The sequence below is a fragment of the Labrys wisconsinensis genome (genome assembly GCF_030814995.1).
Lineage (GTDB): Bacteria > Pseudomonadota > Alphaproteobacteria > Rhizobiales > Labraceae > Labrys > Labrys wisconsinensis.
This window is the reverse complement of record NZ_JAUSVX010000029.1, coordinates 14,905-33,686: the sequence shown is the minus strand read 5'-3', so window position 1 is coordinate 33,686 and position 18,782 is coordinate 14,905. Positions and strand designations below refer to the sequence as shown.

General features: G+C 69.5%; 23 protein-coding genes. 12 read left to right on the top strand and 11 right to left on the bottom strand.

All coding sequences use genetic code 11. The annotated features are described in order from the left end of the window. The first annotated feature begins 2 nt into the window (after window positions 1–2). Window positions 3–200, top strand: a complete 198-nt coding sequence (locus QO011_RS40245; protein WP_307285694.1) for a hypothetical protein — start codon at window positions 3–5, stop codon at window positions 198–200. Between the two features lie 482 nt (window positions 201–682). Next, the gene (locus QO011_RS40240; RefSeq protein WP_307285692.1) at window positions 683–3,205 is read left to right on the top strand and encodes a sensor domain-containing protein; all 2,523 of its coding nucleotides are present in this window, start codon (window positions 683–685) and stop codon (window positions 3,203–3,205) included. Here QO011_RS40240 and QO011_RS40235 read toward each other — a convergent pair. Beyond that, window positions 3,174–3,608, bottom strand: a complete 435-nt coding sequence (locus tag QO011_RS40235; RefSeq protein ID WP_307285690.1) for a recombinase family protein — start codon at window positions 3,606–3,608, stop codon at window positions 3,174–3,176. The genes QO011_RS40240 and QO011_RS40235 overlap by 32 nt on opposite strands. 515 nt (window positions 3,609–4,123) lie before the next feature. Here QO011_RS40235 and QO011_RS40230 point away from each other — a divergent pair. Beyond that, complete coding sequence (locus QO011_RS40230) at window positions 4,124–4,267, top strand: hypothetical protein (protein WP_307285688.1); 144 nt, start codon at window positions 4,124–4,126, stop codon at window positions 4,265–4,267. 21 nt (window positions 4,268–4,288) lie between these two features. Here the strand turns inward: QO011_RS40230 and QO011_RS40225 are convergent, their stop codons facing one another. Continuing rightward, complete coding sequence (locus tag QO011_RS40225) at window positions 4,289–4,696, bottom strand: DUF4260 domain-containing protein (RefSeq protein WP_307285685.1); 408 nt, start codon at window positions 4,694–4,696, stop codon at window positions 4,289–4,291. An 89-nt stretch (window positions 4,697–4,785) separates the two neighbouring features. On the opposite strand from QO011_RS40225, the gene QO011_RS40220 reads away from it, so the two are divergent. Then, a complete protein-coding gene (locus QO011_RS40220; protein ID WP_307285682.1) occupies window positions 4,786–5,703 on the top strand; it encodes a LysR family transcriptional regulator in 918 nt (305 codons plus the stop codon). Window positions 5,704–5,778: 75 nt separating this feature from the next. On the opposite strand, the gene QO011_RS40215 is transcribed toward QO011_RS40220, so the two are convergent. Both QO011_RS40215 and QO011_RS40210 read right to left on the bottom strand, forming a co-directional pair. Continuing rightward, window positions 5,779–6,801 carry an aldo/keto reductase gene (locus QO011_RS40215; RefSeq protein WP_307285680.1) on the bottom strand — a complete coding sequence of 341 codons (1,023 nt, stop codon included), beginning with the start codon at window positions 6,799–6,801 and terminating at the stop codon, window positions 5,779–5,781. A 46-nt stretch (window positions 6,802–6,847) separates the two neighbouring features. Further along, the gene (locus QO011_RS40210) at window positions 6,848–7,675 is read right to left on the bottom strand and encodes an oxidoreductase (RefSeq protein WP_307285677.1); all 828 of its coding nucleotides are present in this window, start codon (window positions 7,673–7,675) and stop codon (window positions 6,848–6,850) included. Window positions 7,676–7,845: 170 nt separating this feature from the next. On the opposite strand from QO011_RS40210, the gene QO011_RS40205 reads away from it, so the two are divergent. Continuing rightward, the gene (locus QO011_RS40205) at window positions 7,846–8,760 is read left to right on the top strand and encodes an AraC family transcriptional regulator (protein WP_307285675.1); all 915 of its coding nucleotides are present in this window, start codon (window positions 7,846–7,848) and stop codon (window positions 8,758–8,760) included. Between the two features lie 40 nt (window positions 8,761–8,800). On the opposite strand, the gene QO011_RS40200 is transcribed toward QO011_RS40205, so the two are convergent. Beyond that, the gene (locus QO011_RS40200; protein ID WP_307285672.1) at window positions 8,801–9,412 is read right to left on the bottom strand and encodes a demethoxyubiquinone hydroxylase family protein; all 612 of its coding nucleotides are present in this window, start codon (window positions 9,410–9,412) and stop codon (window positions 8,801–8,803) included. A 161-nt stretch (window positions 9,413–9,573) separates the two neighbouring features. Further along, on the bottom strand, window positions 9,574–10,518 hold the full coding sequence (locus QO011_RS40195; RefSeq protein ID WP_307285668.1) for a GlxA family transcriptional regulator: 945 nt from the start codon (window positions 10,516–10,518) through the stop codon (window positions 9,574–9,576). Window positions 10,519–10,635: 117 nt separating this feature from the next. On the opposite strand from QO011_RS40195, the gene QO011_RS40190 reads away from it, so the two are divergent. Together QO011_RS40190 and QO011_RS40185 are read left to right on the top strand one after the other, a co-directional pair. Then, on the top strand, window positions 10,636–11,457 hold the full coding sequence (locus QO011_RS40190; protein ID WP_307285666.1) for an SDR family NAD(P)-dependent oxidoreductase: 822 nt from the start codon (window positions 10,636–10,638) through the stop codon (window positions 11,455–11,457). 1 nt (window position 11,458) lies between these two features. Continuing rightward, a complete protein-coding gene (locus QO011_RS40185; protein ID WP_307285663.1) occupies window positions 11,459–11,833 on the top strand; it encodes a hypothetical protein in 375 nt (124 codons plus the stop codon). Between the two features lie 85 nt (window positions 11,834–11,918). On the opposite strand, the gene QO011_RS40180 is transcribed toward QO011_RS40185, so the two are convergent. Continuing rightward, window positions 11,919–12,245: a low molecular weight protein tyrosine phosphatase family protein gene (locus QO011_RS40180; RefSeq protein ID WP_307285659.1), complete on the bottom strand. Its 327-nt coding sequence runs from the start codon at window positions 12,243–12,245 to the stop codon at window positions 11,919–11,921. Between the two features lie 11 nt (window positions 12,246–12,256). Further along, entirely contained in the window at window positions 12,257–13,030 is a 774-nt protein-coding gene (locus QO011_RS40175) for an MBL fold metallo-hydrolase (protein WP_307285657.1), read from the bottom strand. Between the two features lie 178 nt (window positions 13,031–13,208). On the opposite strand from QO011_RS40175, the gene QO011_RS40170 reads away from it, so the two are divergent. Next, window positions 13,209–14,951 carry a portal protein gene (locus QO011_RS40170; protein ID WP_307285652.1) on the top strand — a complete coding sequence of 581 codons (1,743 nt, stop codon included), beginning with the start codon at window positions 13,209–13,211 and terminating at the stop codon, window positions 14,949–14,951. Between the two features lie 132 nt (window positions 14,952–15,083). Here QO011_RS40170 and QO011_RS40165 read toward each other — a convergent pair whose 3' ends face one another. The 3 genes from QO011_RS40165 to QO011_RS40155 all read right to left on the bottom strand — a co-directional run bounded on the left by QO011_RS40165 (window position 15,084) and on the right by QO011_RS40155 (window position 16,084). Further along, complete coding sequence (locus QO011_RS40165) at window positions 15,084–15,476, bottom strand: flagellar basal body rod protein FlgC (protein ID WP_307285649.1); 393 nt, start codon at window positions 15,474–15,476, stop codon at window positions 15,084–15,086. Window positions 15,477–15,483: 7 nt separating this feature from the next. Next, on the bottom strand, window positions 15,484–15,666 hold the full coding sequence (locus QO011_RS40160; RefSeq protein ID WP_307285646.1) for a hypothetical protein: 183 nt from the start codon (window positions 15,664–15,666) through the stop codon (window positions 15,484–15,486). Window positions 15,667–15,961: 295 nt separating this feature from the next. Then, window positions 15,962–16,084: a hypothetical protein gene (locus tag QO011_RS40155; RefSeq protein WP_307285643.1), complete on the bottom strand. Its 123-nt coding sequence runs from the start codon at window positions 16,082–16,084 to the stop codon at window positions 15,962–15,964. A gap of 96 nt (window positions 16,085–16,180) precedes the next feature. Between QO011_RS40155 and QO011_RS40150 the strand changes: the two genes are divergently transcribed. From QO011_RS40150 to QO011_RS40135, 4 genes are all read left to right on the top strand, one after another. Beyond that, window positions 16,181–16,456, top strand: a complete 276-nt coding sequence (locus tag QO011_RS40150) for a hypothetical protein (RefSeq protein WP_307285640.1) — start codon at window positions 16,181–16,183, stop codon at window positions 16,454–16,456. After that, entirely contained in the window at window positions 16,449–17,414 is a 966-nt protein-coding gene (locus tag QO011_RS40145; RefSeq protein ID WP_307285637.1) for a hypothetical protein, read from the top strand. The genes QO011_RS40150 and QO011_RS40145 overlap by 8 nt, the downstream gene beginning before the upstream one ends. 188 nt (window positions 17,415–17,602) lie before the next feature. Then, a complete protein-coding gene (locus QO011_RS40140) occupies window positions 17,603–18,424 on the top strand; it encodes a phage capsid protein (protein WP_307285635.1) in 822 nt (273 codons plus the stop codon). 13 nt (window positions 18,425–18,437) lie between these two features. Next, a complete protein-coding gene (locus QO011_RS40135) occupies window positions 18,438–18,725 on the top strand; it encodes a hypothetical protein (protein ID WP_307285633.1) in 288 nt (95 codons plus the stop codon). The last annotated feature ends 57 nt before the right edge of the window (window positions 18,726–18,782 follow it).

The window sequence follows — 18,782 nt, the reverse complement described above, 5'->3', positions numbered from 1 at the left end:
TCATGGGCCTGTTCTCCAAGCCGAAAGCCCCGAAGCCCCAGCCGGTCGCGCCGCTGCCGGACGACAATGATCCGGCAGTGCTGAGGGCCAAGCGCATGTCGATCCTGTCGGCGCAAGGCCGCTCGGGCCGCGACAGCACCATCCTGAACCGGCCCGGCGCCGGCGATGCCCTCGGCGACACGCCGGGCGGGCTGAAATAGGGCTGCCCTGCATTCCGGCGCCGAGAGGGCGGCCGCATCCCGCCCGGAGGCGAAAGCACGCCCCCGGGCGCGGCCCGAGGATCCCAAGCCGGCTCGCCATCATCGGATTTCCACACGGTCTCTTAAGACGACGCGCCTATCATCCACGGCATAGACGATGTCGGGTGGATCGAGATGCTTGGCTTGTCCCTCGCTGCCGGGCGCGTTCGACGATCGGGGTTCGCATCGCGGACCGCCCGGCCGGCGGCAGCAGGCCCTCGCCTTGCCGCCGCCGCCCCGTGCCCGCCGGACGGATCGCCCGTCGGTCCCGATGGTTCGCGGCGCGGGCCGACCCGAGCGCCGACGGGCCTGCCGGCTCCTCACCCGCCCCTCGTCCTCGCTGCCCGGCCGGCCTGGCCATGATGGCGCGGTTGTTGAGCCGAGGCAGGGAGGAGCGCGCGTCCGCACGCAGCGCCTCCTCGCCCACGCCAGGGCAGCTCTCGATGATCGCCGGCCTGACGTCCGATGCCGTGTTCGTCACGGATGCGGATGGACGGATCGCATGGGTCAATCCGGGTTTCGAGCGTGTCACCGGCTGGCTGTCGGCGCAGGCGATCGGGCGCGTGCCCGAGGCGCTGCTCGCCCTCGAGGGCGCGGCCCCCGCCGCCGTGGAGCTCATCGCCGCGATCCGCGGCGGTCGCCCGATCCGCCGCGAGATCTGCGGCCGCGCGCGGGACGGCGGTCCGCGCTGGCTCGACATCACGGTCCGGCCGCTGCCCAGGGAGGACGGAAGCCGGGGCGTGATCGCGGTCGCCAGCGAGATCACCGCCCTCAAGACCATGGCAGCCGAGCTCAGGCGGCAGAACGAGGACCTGGAGCAGATGTCGCGCCTGACCCGCCTGGGATCCTGGTCGCTCGACCTGGCGAGCGGCTCGGCAACCTGGTCGGACGAGGTGCGCCGCATCCATGCGGTCGATGCCGGATTCCACCCGACATGGGACGCGATGCTGGCCTTCCATCCCCCCGCGGCACGGGAGCGGATCTGCGCCTGCCTGGCGGCGGCGGCCGCGGACGGCAAGCCGTGGGACATCGAGATCCCCTTCACGACGGCGGCCGGCACGGCTCGCTGGATCCGCATGATCGGGGCGCCGGCCGGGGACGGCGGGACGGTCGATCGCATCGTCGGCACCATCCAGGACGTGACCGAGGCGGTGGCCGCGCGCGAGGACGTGACCGCCACCACCGAGCGCCTGGCCCTGGCCACGGAGAGCGCTCATATCGGCCTTTGGGACTGGAGCGTCCTCGGGGACCGGTTCTGGACCAGTCCGCAATGGTGGACCTATCTCGGCTTCGCCGCGCCGCAGGAAGCGATCTGCGACGACCTGGCCGACCAGGTCATCCACCCCGACGACCTGCCGGGCGTCCAAGCCAATCGGAAGGCCTTCTTCGCCGAACGCAAGGCGCAGCTGATCAACGAGTTCCGCCATCGCGACGGCACGGGGGGATGGCGCTGGATCGTCTCGATCGGCCGCGTGACCCATCGGGCTGCGGACGGCACGGCCGAGCGCGTCAGCGGCGTCTATATCGACATCGAGGAACGCAAGGCAGCCGCCGAAATGATCGCCCATGCGGCTCGTCACGACGTGCTGACGGGCCTGGCCAATCGCTCGGAGATGAAGCGGCGCCTGGGCGCGGCCTTCGAGCGATGCGCCGTCTCGGGCGAGGCCTTCGCCGTGCTGGTGCTCGATCTCGATCGGTTCAAGGCGATCAACGATACGTTCGGCCATGCGACCGGCGACGCGGTGCTGACGTCGGTCGCCGACCGGATCCTGAGCACGCTCGGCGAGGCCGGCATGGTGGCGCGGCTCGGCGGCGACGAGTTCGCCATCCTGCTGGAATCGGCCGGCGAAGGCTCGGCTCCGGAGACGCTGGCCGGGCGGCTCCTCGAGACGATCGGCCGCCCCTATCCGATCGACGGGCGGATGCTGCATGTCGGCGTCAGCATCGGCATCGCAGTGGCTCCGGTACACGGCGCCGACGCCGACACGTTGATCCGCAACGCGGACACGGCCCTCTACAAGGTCAAGGCGGAAGGCAAGAACGCGTTCCGGATCTTCGACGCGGCGCTCGAAGCCGAATCCCAGGAGCGGCGTGAGCTGGAGGCGGATCTGCGCGAGGCGATCGCCCGCAACCAGCTCGAACTGCACTACCAGACCATCGCCTCCCTCACCGATCGCCGCGTCGCCGGCGCAGAGGCGCTGTTGCGCTGGCGCCATCCCCGGCGGGGCTTCGTCTCGCCGGACCTGTTCATCCCGATCGCCGAAGAAAGCGGCCTGATCGTGCCGATCGGGGCCTGGGCCATCGCCCGGGCCTGCCGGGATGCGGCGTCCTGGCCGGTCGACATTCCCGTCTCCGTCAACGTCTCCACGGCGCAGCTCGACCGGGGCGACCTCTTCGCCGTGGTCATGGAGAATCTGAAGACCTCCGGCCTGCCCGCACGCCGGCTGGAGCTGGAGGTCACGGAAACCATCTTCCTGAGGGACGACGAGGCGCTGCTCTCGGACCTGCGCCGTCTGCACGGACACGGCGTGCGCCTGGCGCTCGACGATTTCGGGACGGGCTATTCCGCCCTGGGATATCTGCGGCGCCTGCCCTTCGACAAGATCAAGATCGACAGGTCCTTCATCGGTCCCATCGGCACGGACACGCAGGCGGCCGCGGTCGTCTGCGCCGTCGCCAATCTCGCCCGCAGCCTCGACATCGAGACCACGGCCGAAGGCATCGAGACCGAGGCGCAGGCGATGCTGGTCGCGGCGGCGGGATGCAATCTCGGCCAGGGCTTCCTGTTCAGCAGCCCGGTGCCACACCGCAATCTGGATTTCCGCTCGCTGCCCGGAGACTTGCCGACGCCCGCGGCATCGCGCGCGCATCTGCCCCCGGCGCGGCAGCCGGCCGGCCGGACCCGGCGCGATCAGCCCAGGCGAACCGGCCGCCTCAGTCCCGCGGCACCAGGGCGGCCCGGGTGAGATCGTGGATCAGCTCCTGCATTCGCTCCGGCAGCTCCTGGTGCAGGCGGGCCATGAACGGCTCGACCTCGGTGCCGAACTCGGCGACGAGGAAACGCACGTCGCCGGCCATCAGGCGGGCGATCACCGCCGCATCGCCGGAGAGGCAGTCCAGCCGCGCCACCAGGATGGGACATCCGGCCGTCCGGGCCAGGGCGAGAGCCGCGAGCAGACGCGGCCGATGCCGCAGCGCGCCCAGGCCTTCGCACGGCGCGGTCTCGACGTGCTCCGCAACGACATCGAGCTCTTCCGCTGCGGCAATCCTCTGAATCGCGGTACGCTGTGCCGCAATATCGACGAACTGGTCTTTCCGCCCAGTCGTGGCGCGAATATAGGCAACCGCCCTGTGCATGGTCTGCTTCAAGTCGCCAGCATCTAGCTTAGAATTACACCAAAGACTGAATTTTGCAAACAAATACGACATAATGGATGGTGTCGACACTTGTCGGTTCGCGCGCCAATCTGGTCTCCTCACAGATATGAAATTTCGTTCAACTCGGGAATCATATGTGCAGGCGGTATCATGCAGCCGTCCGCAATTCGAAATTAAAATTTCTATTGGCCGCAAGCAAATTTTATCCCCTGGAGTGAAGCGAACTTCGACGCGGATGCTGGAGCACTGCAAACAGCATCCCCAGCGAGCCGCGAAGACGGCAAGTCACGCCGCGGGCTTATTCGCTATAGGTTATGCAACGTCCATCACCAACCGGGCATGATGTCACAGTCTTCGCCCCAAACTGACTTGATTTCTCATAAAATTTCGTGTTGTTTTCTGCTATCGGGGTTGAGCAATACGAACAATGGACCCATCCAGTGGATAGTCCCTCATCGAAAGAGCCGGTCACGGATCCTGACCGCCTCTATGAGTGTCTGCTTGAGGTGGAGCCCGCCTTCACCGATCTCGCCGAGCGGGCCGAGATGGCGGGGTGGTCGCGTCTCGAAGTGGCGACAGCGCTCAATGGCCTCGCCTTTGCGCGCATGACGATGCTGCGGCAGATGGAGGACGGCGATCGGCCGCATTGAAGCGAGAGCGGGGCCGAGGATTCAAGCGCTTCGCCCCGACCGGCCCAGGTGCGTGTGGCCGAAGGCGTCGTCATATTTGAGCCCGTAGCCGAGCGCCCGGTCGAAGCCGATATGGGCGATCCAGACCAGGGCCGACGCCAGGAGCCAGGGCTGGCCGGCGACCCAGCCCAGGGCGCCCAGCCCGGCCGGCACCACGTAGGTGTGGCCGAGATTGTAGAGAGCGGCCCCGATCCCGGGGCCGCCGACATAGCCGAGCATCGTCAGGTCCGGCGCCAGGAACAGCAGCGCGAAGACCGTCCAGTCATGGCCGCCGGCGGCATAGGCGAGCACGGCGGCGGCGAGCGCGGCGACGCCTTCAAGGCGCAGCAGCAGCCGCGGCGCGCCAACGACGGCGCCGGAAGCGGGCGGGACTTGCGGGATCGGGCTCATGGCGGTCTCTCCAGGTGACGCCGGCACTTTGCCCGGGCTCGCGCTCGGCGGCGATTGCCGAAAAGAGTCCAACCGCTCATAAGAGCGGGATGAGCCGGTCGACGCCGTCCTGGGACCTCTTCGGCACCTTCCTCGCGGTGATGCGCGAGGGCAGCCTCTCGGCGGCGGCGCGCGCCCTCGGCACGGCGCAACCGACGGTGCGCCGGCAGGTCGAGACGCTGGAGCACGCCCTCGGCGCGGTGCTGTTCACCCGCTCGCCGACCGGCCTGGTGCCGACCGAGACGGCGCGGCGCACGCTCCCCTACGCGCAGGAGATGGCCGCGACCGCCGAGGCCTTCGTCCGTTCGCTCGACGGACCGGGCGGTGCTGGAACCGGCACGGTGCGGCTCACCTGCAGCGAGGTGGTCGGCATCGAGGTGCTGCCACCGATCCTCGCCGCCCTTCTCGCCCGCCATCCCGGCCTCGACATCGAGCTGGTGCCGACCGACCGCACCGAGGACCTGCTGCGCCGCGACGCCGATATCGCCGTGCGCATGACCCAGCCGACGCAGGCGGCGCTGGTGGCCCGCAGCGTCGGCGCCATCCAGGTCGGCTTCTACGCCGCCCCGGCCTATCTCGCCGACCGGCCGGAGCCGCACGGGTTCGCCGACCTCGCCGACCACGTGCTGATCGGCGACGACCGCTCCGGCGTGATCGCGCGGGGTTTGGCGGCCGTCGGCCTCGCCGGCGTGCGATTGCACTTCGCCTATCGCTGCGACAGCAATCTCGCCCAGCTCGCCGCCATCCGCGCCGGCGTCGGCATCGGCATCTGCCAGACGGCGCTGGCGCGGCGCAGCGGTCTCACCCCCGTGCTGCCGGCCCTGCGCTTTCCCCTGCCCACCTGGCTGGTGATGCACGAGGACCTGCGCACGGTGCCGCGCGTGCGCATCGTCTTCGATCACCTGGTCGAAGCACTCGGCGCCTATGCGGCAGGACGGACGGGCGGGCATGAGCCGCCCGCAGCCTGAACCGGCCGTGGCGCTGTTGTCTCGGCATGTGACGAATGTCCGAGCCCGCCCACGGGCGCAGCTCGGACATCCGGTTCAACGTTTCGAGGTGGCCCCCTGCCGCTCCAGCATCCAGCCGGGATATTCGCGCGGCAGGGCACTGGCCGTGTCGAGCGCCTGCAGGTCCTCGGGCGAGAGAACCACCTCGGTGGCGCCGATGTTCTCGGCGAGCTGCGCCGTGCGCTTCGCACCGACGATGACGCTGGTCACGACGGGCTGATGCAACAGCCAGGCGAGCGCCACCTGCGCCACGGTGCAGCCCCGGGCCTCGGCGATCGGGCGCATGGCGTCGATCACCGCGAAGGCCCGGTCGCGATCGACGGGCGGGAAATCGAAGGTGGCGCGGCGCCCGTCGCCGCCGGCAGAGTTGCTGCGGTCGTACTTGCCGCTGAGCAGGCCGCCCGCCAGCGGGCTCCACACCATCAGCCCGACGCTTTCGGAGGCGAGCATGGGCGCGATCTCGCGCTCGAGGTCGCGGCCGGCCAGGGTGTAGTAGGCCTGGAGCGAGCGGATCGGCGTGAAGCCCCGGCGGGCGGCGATGCCGAGGCCCTTGGCGACATGCCAGGCGGCCCAGTTCGACACGCCGACATAGCGCACCAGCCCCTGGCGCACGAGCGTGTCGAGCGCCTCCAGCGTCTCCTCCATCGGCGTGAACGCGTCGAAGCCGTGGATCTGGTAGAGGTCGATATGGTCGAGCTGCAGGCGGCGCAGGCTGGCCTTGGCCTGGTCGAGGAGATGGCCGCGCGAGGCGCCGACGCCGTTGGGCCCCGGCGCCATCCGGCCGAAGCCCTTGGTGGCGACCACCACCTGGTCGCGGGCGATGCCGAGATTGCGCAGGGCACGGCCGGTGATCTCTTCGGAGAGGCCCTCGGCATAGACATTGGCGGTGTCGATGAAATTGATGCCGGCATCGAGCGCGGTGCGCACGAGCTCATCGGCCTCCTGCTGCTGCAGCGTGCCGATCTGGCGCCAGAAGCCTTCGCCGCCGCCGAAGGTCATGGTGCCGAGGCAGAGCTCGGAGACGTAGAGGCCGGACTGGCCGAGTGGTCTGTAGCGCATGACGAACACCTTTCGCGAAGGACGGAATGGTTCGGGGGAGGACGGCTCAATCGGCGCCGTCCGTGGTGATGGAGAGCGCACGCCAGGCGTCGAGGTCGCCCTGGAGACGCTGGATCTTGGCCTCGACGATCGCCACCGCGTCGGTGCCGGCGGCGAAGCGGAAGGGCGGCGCGTCGCGTCCGGCGAGATCGACGATCACAGCGGCGAGCTTGTCGGGATCGCCGGCCTGCCTGTGATTGCGCTCGGCATAGCGGGCGCGGATCGTCGCCGACTGCCCGGCATAGTCGGCGATGGCGTCGGCGCCGTAGCGCACCGAGCTCGAGTCGAGGAAATCGGTGCGGAAGAAGCCCGGCTCGACGAGGGTGATTCCAATGCCGAAGGGGGCGACCTCGTGGGCGAGCGATTCGGAAAAGCCCTCGACCGCATGCTTGCTGGCGCAGTAGAGCGAGCCGCCGGGCCCACCGCGGATGCCGGCGACCGACGAGATGTTGATGACGTGCCCGGCACGCTGGCGGCGCATGGCGGGAAGAACGGCGCGGGTGACGTCGAACAGGCCGAAGACGTTGGTGGCGAATTGCCGCTCCGCCTCCTCAGGCGTGCTCTCCTCGAACACGCCGAAATGGCCGTAGCCGGCATTGTTGACCAGCACGTCGATGCGCCCGAACCGATCGAGCGCCGCGGCGACCGCCGCCTCCACCTCCTGCCGGTCGGCGACGTCGAGGCGCAGCGCCAGCACGGCCTCGCCGAAGCCGTCGGCGATGGCGCCGGGATCGCGCCCCGTCGCCACCACCCGGTCGCCGGCGGCGAGCGCCGCCCGGACGATGCTGGCGCCGATGCCGCGCGCGGCGCCGGTGACGAACCATGTCTTGCTCATGTCGATATCCGTTGGCTGATCATTGGCGGTAGAGATGGCACCCCGAGCCGCTCCGGGCATGGGGGGATGCTGCCCGATTCTTGCACGATCCTGTCAAACCCACGATGCGAAGCCCGTCGAGCCTTGCGGCGGCGCGACCGGGCCGACAGGATCGCAGCGGAGACAGGACGATGGACCAATCGATCAGCGACCTGCGCGATGCGATCGCGCGCCATTGCCGGGGCGCGCGTTGCGCCACGGCGGTCCCGCGGCTGACGCTGCTGCGCTCCGACGCGCCGACGCTGCCGATGGCCACGATCCACCAGCCGGTGCTGTGCATCATCGCCCAGGGCCGCAAGCGCCTGATGCTGGGCGAGAGCCTGTACGAATATGACGCCGCCAAATATCTGATCGTCTCTGTGGACCTGCCGGTGACCGGCGGCGTCTGCGAGGCGAGCGCCGAGGAGCCCTATCTCGCACTGAGCCTCGCTCTCGACCCGGCCGCCCTGGCGGCGATGCTGATCGACATGGCGGAGGAGCACGGCGAGCCCGAGCTCACCCCCGGCATCGCGGTGACGGCGGTGACGGCCGACCTGCTCGACCCGGCGGTGCGCCTCGTGCGCCTGCTCGACCGGCCGCGAGACATCGCGATGCTGGCGCCGCTCATCGAGCGGGAGATGCTCTACCGCCTGCTGACGGGCGAGCAGGGCGCGCTGCTGCGCCAGATCGCCCTCGCCGACAGCCGCCTGTCGCGGGTGAGCCGGGCGATCGCCTGGATCCGCGGCAACTACGCCCAGCCCTTTCACATGGAGGTGGTGGCCGACATCGCCGGCATGAGCCTCTCCTCGCTGCACCGCCATTTCAAGGCGGTGACGACCATGAGCCCGCTGCAATACCAGAAGCAGGTGCGGCTGCAGGAGGCGCGGCGCCTGCTGCTCGCCCAGCGCGCCGACGCCGCCCATATCGGCTTCAGCGTCGGCTATGACAGCCCCTCGCAGTTCAGCCGCGAATATGCCCGCCTGTTCGGCTCGCCGCCGGCCCGCGACGCGGCGCGGCTGCGAGGATTGTCGAACGCGGCGGGGCTGCCGTTCTCGCAGGTCGTGTAGGGATGGGGCCGGGGCCGTAGCGCACCCGCTCGGCGCTGTCTCAGCGAATGCCGCGATCGGCCAAAAGCGCATCCGCCATCCTCGATGAATCGCCCCAGGTGGACAGCCAGATCAGGCCGTCCGTCACCGCCGAGATGATACGGCGCAGGGACCGGAGGACCATGCCGGGAGCGTGAAGCCTGGCTTCGGCATGATGGAGATGCGCAAGCTCCTCTTCGCGGATCGACAGGATAACCGCGTGCAGAGCGGCGTCGCGATCCCCAAGGAAGTGGAGCTGGTCGTCGAGATGGCGATGCACCGTGGCTTCCACCGCCGCGGTGCACGCCCATATGCCCTGGCGGCCGAGCAGGGCCGTGAAGAACCCGAGCAGCCAGCCGCCAAGACTCCAGAACCGCATCACACGGCACGGCCGCGAGTTGCGGGCCGGCATCGCGTCCCGAAACTGGGCGCAGTGTCTCCGCTCGTCCGCCAGCATCTCCGCGAGCAAAGGAAGGCAATCGGGCCAGAACCAGCCAGACACCAGAATCTGCGCGGAATAGATCCGGATCGCGCCGAATTCCCCGGCATGATTGACCCGGACGATCCGGGCGATGGTCTTCGCATCGCGCCGTGAGACCTGAGTGCCTCGGGAAGGGCTTTCGCGTTGCGCCATAGTGAGCATCGATAGCGCACAGGCCGCAGCGTGACGAGAGGTACGCGCGACCGATAAGTGCAGGCTAATAAATTGCAACCGAACGTCGCCAGGCGATATTCACCAGGCACCGCCCAAGCCGCCTGCTACCCCACCTTCTTCGCCTGCTGTCTCAGCCCGCCTCACACCCTGGCCTCGGCGCGGGCGTTGCGGCGGATCACCTGGGGTGGCTGGCCGAAGGCGCGCAGGAAGGCGCGGCGCATGCGGTCGGGGTCGGCGAAGCCGGTCTGGCGGGCGACGTCGTCGATGGGATGGCGGCCCTCCTCCATCATCAGCCGGGCCGCCTCGACACGCAGATGCTCCACCGCCTTGGCGGGAGACTGGCCGGTCTCGGCATGGAAGGCCCGACTGAACTGGCGCGGGCTGAGATGCGCTGCCTCGGCGAGCGCATTGACCGTCAGCGGCGTGTCGAGATGGCGCCTGGCATAGGCCAGGGCCGTCTGGATCCGGTCCGATTTCGGCTCAAGCTCCAGCAACGCCGAGAACTGCGACTGGCCGCCGGCGCGGCGGTGATAGACCACCAGCTTGCGCGCCACCGCCCGGGCGGTCTCGATGCCAAGGTCCTGCTCGACCATGGCCAGCGCCAGGTCGATGCCGGCGGTCATCCCGGCCGAGGTCCACACCGGACCATCGGCGATGAAGATGCGATCCTCGTCCACCTTCACCTTCGGGAAGCGCGCCTGCAGCGCGCGCGCATGTGCCCAATGGGTCGTGGCGCGGCGGCCATCCAGGAGACCAGCCTCGGCGAGAATGAAAGCCCCGGTACATGTGGCCGCCACCCGCCGGCAGCGCTCCGGCGCACGGCGCAGAAAGGTGAGGAGCCCCGGCGTCGAGGGCTCGATCTCGGCGCCGCCGCCGACGATCAGCGTGTCGTATTCCGAGTCGTCGAGCGGCGCGGTGTCCACGCGGATGCCGATCGACGTCCGCACCGACTCGCCCGTCTCGGACAGGAGACGGACGTCGTAGACCGGCTCGCCGGCAGCCAAGTTGGCATATTCGAAGACCGTGATGACGGCAAAGCTCATCACCTGATAGCCCGGGAACGCGACGAACCCGATGCGCCGCATGGTCGCCTCCGCAAGATGTCCTAAAACGCCGGATATATGTCATTTGAGACATCGACTTGCAAGCCTACATCTCGTGCATGAGACGGCCAACCCGCCGGCATCACGAAGAGACGAGAGATGAGCACTCCACAAAACAAGGGCAGAGCCCTGATCACCGGCGCCTCCTCCGGCATCGGCGCCGTCTATGCCGACCGCCTGGCCCGGCGCGGCCACGACCTGGTGCTGGTCGCGCGCCGCCGCGACCGGCTCGCGGCCCTGGCCCAGCGCCTCCGCGCCGCGACGGACCGGAGCATCGAGACCATCGCAGCCGACCTCGACGACAAGGCCGACCTCGCCACGATCGAGGAACGGCTGCGCGGGGATGCGGGCATCACCGTGCTGGTGAACAATGCCGGCGTCGGCGCGACGGCGCCGCTCCTCGGGTCGGACGTGGAGGCGATGGACGCGCTGATCCGCCTCAATGTCGGCGCGCTGACGCGGCTGACCTATGCGGCGGCGCCGGGCTTTGCGGCGCGGGGAGCCGGCACGATCATCAACATCGCCTCGATCGTGGCGATCTCCCCCGAGACGCTGAACGGCGTCTACGGCGCCAGCAAGGCCTTCGTGCTGGCTTTCAGCCAGTCCCTGCACCACGAGCTCGCCGGCAAGGGCGTGCGCATCCAGGCGGTGCTGCCCGGCGCCACCGCGACGGAGTTCTGGGACGTGGCCGGCCTGCCGGTGCACAACCTGCCGGCGGAAATCGTCATGTCGGCCGAGGATCTGGTCGATGCGGCGCTGGCGGGCCTCGATCAGGGCGAGATCGTCACCATCCCCTCCCTGCCCGACAAGACGGAGTGGGATGTGTACGAGGCGGCCCGCCGCACCATGGCCGGCCGTCTCTCGAATGCCAAGCCGGCCGCGCGCTACGGGGTCGGACGGCTCGTGACCACAGGAGATTGAGATGAGCACGATGCTGAAGAGCAGCCTCGCCGCCGGTCTGGCCGCGCTGCTGATCGCGGCCCCGGTCCGGGCCGCCGACCCCTCCGTCCCTCTGCGCGAAGGCCAGGGGGTGACCACCGAGCTCGGCGCCGGCGCCAGGGCGATCACCTATTGGGTGAGCGCTCCGGACGGCTGGCACGTGGTGACGACGGTCGATGCCGGACCCGGGGACGCGGTGCAGCAGCGACTGGTGGTGCGCTTCGCCGCCGTGCTGGCGCCCGGACAGTCGCAGCTGATCTCGGTGCCGTTCGCGGCGGGCGAAGCACAGCCGGTGCTGCGCATCCGGCGCATCGGCGACCGGATCGAGGTGGCGCTGGCGCCGGGGCCTTCGGCCTGATGGGGCAGCGGCCGGAGCGGAAGCGGTGATCGCCGTCCCGGCCCCGTGGCCCCCTTCGGAGAGAAAGGCTTTCCGAAGACCGCATCTATCCCGGCAGATGGCGCGACACCTTCGCCTCGAGCAGGCGGACCAGGCCGGGATCCATGAACTCGTAGTCGTCGGGGATATCCAGGCAGATCACGCGCTTGCCTTTCAGCGAGCGCTGGAACCGCCGCTGCAGCTTGTCGCGATGCGCCCTTTCCATGACGAAGATCAGGTCGGCCCACGCCACCAGCTCCGCCGTGAGCGGCGTGTCGGCATCGTGGTTCGTCCCCGCCGACTCCACCTCCAGATCCGGCCGCTGCGAGAAGATCTGCTCGGCGGTCGGACTGCGCAGCCGGTTCTGGCTGCAGACGAACAGGACGCGCTTCACCGTCCCCGGCCTCAGGAGGCGTACCAGTCGAGCAGGCGGACCTGCGCGGCGTCGCCGACCAGCGCCGCGAACTTCTTCGGATCGCTGCCCTTGTAGTGATAGGGGTAGACGATGCGCGGCCGGAACGCCTCGACCGCGCTCGCGGCCTGCTCCTCGGTCATGGTGTAGGGCAGGTTCATCGGCAGGAAGGCGACCTCGATGCCCGTGAGCGCCCGCATCTCCGGAATGTCCTCGGTGTCGCCGGCGATATAGATCTTCTTGTCGCCGAAGCTGATGACATAGCCGTTGCCGACGCCCTTGGGGTGATATTTCAGGCGATCCGGCGTGGTGTTGTAGGCCGGGACGGCCGTGAACGCCACGCCGGCGATCTCGCCGCTGTCGCCGTTGGCCGCGAGCCGCGCCTTGGCCCTCAGCCCGTCCGGCAGCCCGTCGAGCACCACCTTGGGGCCGGTGAGGCCGAGCTCGGCCACGCCGAGGGCCTCCAGCGTCGGCAGGTCGAAATGATCGGGATGGGCGTGGGTGAGCAGGATCGCCGTCGGCTTCGGCAGCCCGGCATAGCGCGCGCCGCCGCCGACGGGATCGATCGCGATCACCTGGTCCTTGAAGCCGAGGAACAGGCTGGCATGGTTGACGGGGTGGATGACGACGTCGCCAGCCGCGGTGGGGATCGTGTCCCCCCGGAGCGCGGCGGTCGCGGCCAGGGCATCGGGCATCGCAAATCCCGGAAGCAGGGTGCAGGCGGCGAATCCGGACAGGGTCAGGAGGGCGTCGCGGCGTGTCGGCATGGCGTGGTCCCGGAGCATGGCACCGGACGATGCGACCGCCCGCCGGCCGCCCCCGGATGAGGCCGCGACCCTAGCGACTGCCGCGGCCCGGGCTAAGCCGGGCCGCCTTCACGTCCGATCACAAGGCCGTGTCCGGGCCGCGAAGCCGGCCCTTCCCCCTCACATCGGAGATCGAGACTTGTCCCAGACCGTCAAGGCGCTGCTGAAGCTGTCCGACCGGCTGTTCGCGCAGAAAGCCGCGTTCGACCGCCTCAACCAGGACATCGCCGACCTGTTCTTTCCCGAGCGCGCCACCTTCACCCGCCAGCACTGCATCGGCGAGGACCTGGCGGCGCATCTGTTCGACAGCTACACGGTGCGGGCTCGGCGCGACCTCGGCAATGCCTTCTCGGCCATGCTGCGGCCGCGCGGCCAGGACTGGTTCTCCATCCGGGCGGTCGGGGTCGACCACCTCTCGGCCCATGGCCGGACCTGGCTCGAGGGCAGTGCCGGCGTGATGCGCCGCGTCTTCTACGACGCCCGCACCCGCTTCGTGCGCGCCATGAAGGAAACCGATCACGACTACGCGGCCTTCGGCAACGGCGTGCTCACCTGCGAGCCGACGCACGACCGGGACTCGCTGATCTACCGCAACTGGCATCTGGCCAACGTGGCCTGGAGCGAGGACGAGCACGGCTTCCCCTCACCGGTCGTGCGCAAGGACCGGATGACAGCCCGCCAGCTCGCCCGGCATCCCGGCAACGAGCTGCCGCAGCGGGTGCGCGACTGCGCCGAGGACGCCGACCGGGAGGACACCGAATTCGACGTGCTCCACGTCGTCATGCCGAGCGAGCAATGGCAGAACTATTCCGACCGCAAGCTGCGCCAGCCCTGGGCCTCGGCCTATGTGCTGAAGGAGCCGGAGGGACTGCTGCGGGTCGAGGGCGTGCGCTCGAAGCGCTACGTCATCCCGCGCTGGCAGACGCTGTCGGGTTCGCCCTATGCCCTGAGCCCGGCGACGATCGTGGCGCTGCCCGACGCACGCATGATCCAGAAGCTGGCGATGATCCTGATGGAGGCTGGCGAGAAGCGTATCGATCCGCCGACCATCGCCACCAAGGGCGCCGTGCTCTCCGACGTCAACATCTTCGCCGGCGGCACCACCTGGGTCGACAAGGTCTATGACGAGCGGCTCGGCCCGGCACTGCGCACGCTCGACCTCGGCGGCGATCCCGGCTTCGGCGAGGCGATGCTCGCCAATGTGCGCAGCGCCATCGCCGATGCCTTCTACCTCAACAAGCTCACCCTGCCGCAGACCGGCAAGACGGCCTACGAGACGGCCCGGCTGGTGGAGGAATATATCCGCGCCGCCATCCCGCTGTTCGAGCCGCTGGAGACCGAATACACCCAGCCGGTGCTCGACGCCTCCTTCGCCGAGCTGATGGCGCTCGGCGCCTTCGGTCCGCCGGACGACGTCCCGGAGGAGCTGCGCGGCGCCGACGTCGAGTTCCAGTTCTCCAACCCGCTGCAGGAGGCGATCGAGGCACAGAAGGCGACGAAGATGCAAGGACTCGGCGCGCTGCTCGGCGTGGCGGCGCAGATGGAGCAGGCCCAGCAGCTCCAGTCCGGCCGGCAGATCAACGTGATCGAGATGTTCCGCGACGCCGGCATGGCGACGACGCCGGCGAGCTGGTGGAACGACCCCGACGACGCCGCCGACGACGTCGCGACACAGCCCGACATGGCCGACCAGCTCTCGCAGGTGGTCGCGGCCGCCGGCGGCGTCAAGCAGGTGGCGGATGCCGCCAGCTCCACCGCCAGGGCCGCGGAGGCGCTGCAGGGTGCCTTCGGGGCGGAGGGCCCGACCGACCAAGCAGGTTCTCCCGAACCTGCTTACACCTCGAGCAAAGCGCGTTTGGACGGAAACGCTTCTTTGCTCTAACTCTTTGTTTCGACGCGTCTTTGCGATGCTTGGCGAGTCTGCCAAATCGCAAAACGCTTTAGCAGTCCGAGCAGCATTGATTCTGCAAGGAAGATGCAAGATCAAGTCGCGGCTGAAACTGCGAGGAGCTGCTTAGGCGACGGCATCCAGCAGCTTGGTCGCCAGTTGCGACCCGGCCTGGACGACGGCGAGATTGGCGGCGAATTCGAGGCGTGCGCCGGCCTGGTCGACGCTCTCCCGAACGAGGTCGACATCAGGGAAAGCCACCAGCCCCTCGGCATTCGTCGCCGGATCGTCCGGCGCATCGGCTGCAAGAGAGCTTTCGCGGGCCTGGACTCGGACCGCGACGCCGCCGCCCGGCGCTTCGCTCTGCTCGACCCGCAGCGGCCGATAGGTGCCCGACGCCCCCGTTCCGTCATCCAGGGGTCCCGCATCGAGCATGTTGGCGACATTGCTCGCCGAGGCCTGCAGCCGGTCGTCGGCCGCGAGCATGCCGGAGGTGGCGATCGAAAGCGCTGATATCACGGCGGCCTCACACGAGCTTGTCGACGAGGAGGCCGGTGCCCGGCGCCGGAGCCGGCCGCCGCTCGGCCTCGGCATAGGTCCTGGCCGCCTTCTCGGGCAATGGCCGATCTTCACGCAGCTGCTTCATCACCCGGCGATCGGCCGCGGCGAAGGACGTGGAGGACGCGGAACTGGTGGGGGCGACGGCCATGCGGGCTCGGCTGACAGGTCCAACCCACAGGATCGCACCGCATCCCTGCGGCGCCGTTGCGAAAATCACTCGGATTTTCACGATCGGCGCCCAGGGCGAGCCCGGCCGCGCCAAGCGAAAAAACGCCCCCCTCGTTGACGCCGGCGGGCTCCGTTGGCAAAATCTGACTGTGCGGTGTTGCGCCTGAGACGCCGCTTCTCAGAGGCGGATCGAGATCGGCAAGACGTTGCCATCCGAATGGCGGCCGTTGCAGACGGCGATCCGGCCGGCGCCTCGCCCATGACGATGCCGCGCTTCACCAGCCCCACCCGGACCGTTGGACGTCGTCCTCGATGAACGGCGGCAGGCCGGGCACGTCGCGGTAGAAGACCGCCATGTCGGCGGTGCAGGCGACGATCCAGGCCGGCTCGAACGCCACGAGCCGTCTGCCGTTGGCCGCCACGGCCAAGCCCGCGCGATTTCCAGTGGCAAGCGCCGGTCCGTCGCGGACGAAACACATCAAAGAAGGTCCTGCATGAGCAATCCCCACGCGGCCGCGGCGTTCGCCCGGCCGGAGGCTGCTGCCATCCGCGCAGTCGCCGCCGGCACCGCCACACCCGAGCAGCAGCGCCTCGCCGTCGCGGCGATCGGCCAGAAGGCGTGCCTGATCGACGAGATTTCCTACGTGCCCGGCGGGCCGGATGCCGAACGCGCCACGGTCTTCGCCGAGGGACGGCGCTTCGTCGGCATGCAGATCCGCCGCGCCATCCGCCTGCCCATCGAGCAATTCCCAGAGGTCGACCATGGCTGACGACACCGCGCCCCTCTCCACCGATCCGCAGGACGCAGCGGACCCCGCACGCCCCGTGCTGGCCGCCGGCACGCCGCCGGCCGACGGTGCCGGCATCCCGGACCAGCCTGCCGCACCCGCCGGCGAAGGCGAACGGACGGCACCGGACTTTCCCGAAGACTGGCGCGAGCGGGTGGCCGAGGGCGACGAGGACCTCGCCCGGCTGATGAAGCGCTTCGGCAGCGTCAAGGCCGTGGCCCGTGCCCTGAAGGAGACACGGGCGCAGCTCTCCCGGGGCGTCGGGGCGCCGCTCCCCGAGGATGCGGGCGAAGAGGAGAAGGCGGCGTGGCGCCGGGCCCGCGGCGTGCCCGATACGCCGCAGGCCTATGACATCGCCCCGCCGGTGGGCCTGGACTGGACGGAGGCGGACAAGGCCTATCTCGAGGCCTTCACCACCTTCGCCCATGCCAAGCACTGGTCGCAGGACCAGGTGAAGGACCTGGCCCAGTGGTACATGGACGACCAGATCGCCCGGACGCAGGACCAGGCCGTGGCGGCGCGGACCTTCGCGGCCCAGACGGAGAAGGAGCTGCGGGCGGCCCATGGCCGCGACTATGGCCGCACCCTGGAGCTGGCGCGGGCCTTCGGCAGCCGTCAGCTCGGCGGCGAGGCCTGGGAGGCGCTGGTGCATGCCCGCATGCAGGACGGCACCTATCTCGGCGACCAGCCCGGCTTCATCAACCTGATCCTCGGCCCGGCGCTGGAGCAGGCCGACAGCCCGCCTTACGACCAGGGCACCGTCACCGGCGGCGTCGGCGACGCCGAGGCGAAGGCCGCCCACCGCGAGCTGGTGGCCAAGGCCAACAGCGGCGACCGCGCCGCCAAGGTGCGGCTCGCCGACCCCGACTACGAGCGCAGGATCGGCGCCGTCTACGAGCGCCAGGCCCGGGTGGCCGAGCGCGGCCCCCGCGGCGGCTGACTCGCGCCTCGTCGGGCACCCTTTCCCGCCGAGCACTCGGCGACCGGTCCGATCCACCGCGACGGACCACGCACCCGAACCGCAGGACGCTCCGACCACGGCACCGGCCCCGAGCACTCGGGCAACGGCCGCGGTCGGCCCACCGGCCGGCGGATCGCCCCTCCCACGACCTTCAAAGGACATCGCACATGGCGACGATCGCCCAGCAGACGATGTACCGTGACGAATACATTGCCGGCTTCGAAACCCGGCAGTCGATTCTTCGCGAGACCGTCACCACCGAGACCATGACGAAAGGTGGTTCCACCTATTTCCTCGTCACCAAGCCCAATCGCACCGCGGTGACGCGTGGCGCCAACGGCCTGATCCCCTCCGCCGTGGAAGACCTCACCCAGGTGCAGGTCACGCTGCAGGAGCGGCACGACAAGCCGCAGAAGACCAACTTCAACATCTTTGCCGGCCAATCGGACCAGCGGCGCATCATGCAGATGGAATCCATCGGCGTGATCAACCGCGACATCGACCTGACCATCCTCTCCACGCTCGCCGGCACCGCGGTGACGACGGGCGCGGCGGCGGCGATGTCGAAGACGCTGATCAACAAGGGCCTCAATGCCCTGTGGAAGGCGAAGATCCCGAACGACGGCCAGGTGTTCGGCCTGCTGACTCCGGCGGCGTGGCTCTATCTCTCCGACGTGGTCGGCTTCTCCTCCAAGGACTTCGTCGGCGACCAGCCGCTGGTCGTCGGCCCGGAGAAGCGCCGCTGGCTCAACGTCACCTGGATGATGAGCCCGGAACTGCCCGGGGTGGGCACGGCCTCGGCCTCCTGCTTCCTCTGGCACAAGTCGGCCGTCGGCCACGCCATCGACGCCAAGGGCATGCAGGTGTTCTCCGGCTACGACGAGGAGAACGACTATTCCTGGGCGCGCACCACCTATTACCACGGCGCCGCCCTGATCCAGGGCCCCGGCGCGGTGAAGATCGTGCACGACGACACCGGCCTGAACTGAGGGAGGACCGAGCATGGCCTATTCCGTTTCCGCCCCGCCCTCCCTGGTCTGGCACGACATCGGGAACCAGGGCCCGGCCCGCTGGACGCTCCGGGGCTCCGACGCCGTCACCGCCGTGCGCCTCAGCGGCTATGTCAGCAATGCCGTGGCTCTCGGCATGAAGAAGGGCGACCTCGTCGAGTACACCAAGACCGACGCCACCCCGATCGCGACGCAGCTGATGATCGTCTCGGCGATCAACGCCAACGGCTCGGCCGACCTTTCCGACGGCCTCGCCGTCACGGCGACCAACAGCGACTGACGCATGGCGGGCCCGCAGCCCGCCTCCGGCGAGCCGGCACGGTGCCGGCTCGCCCCC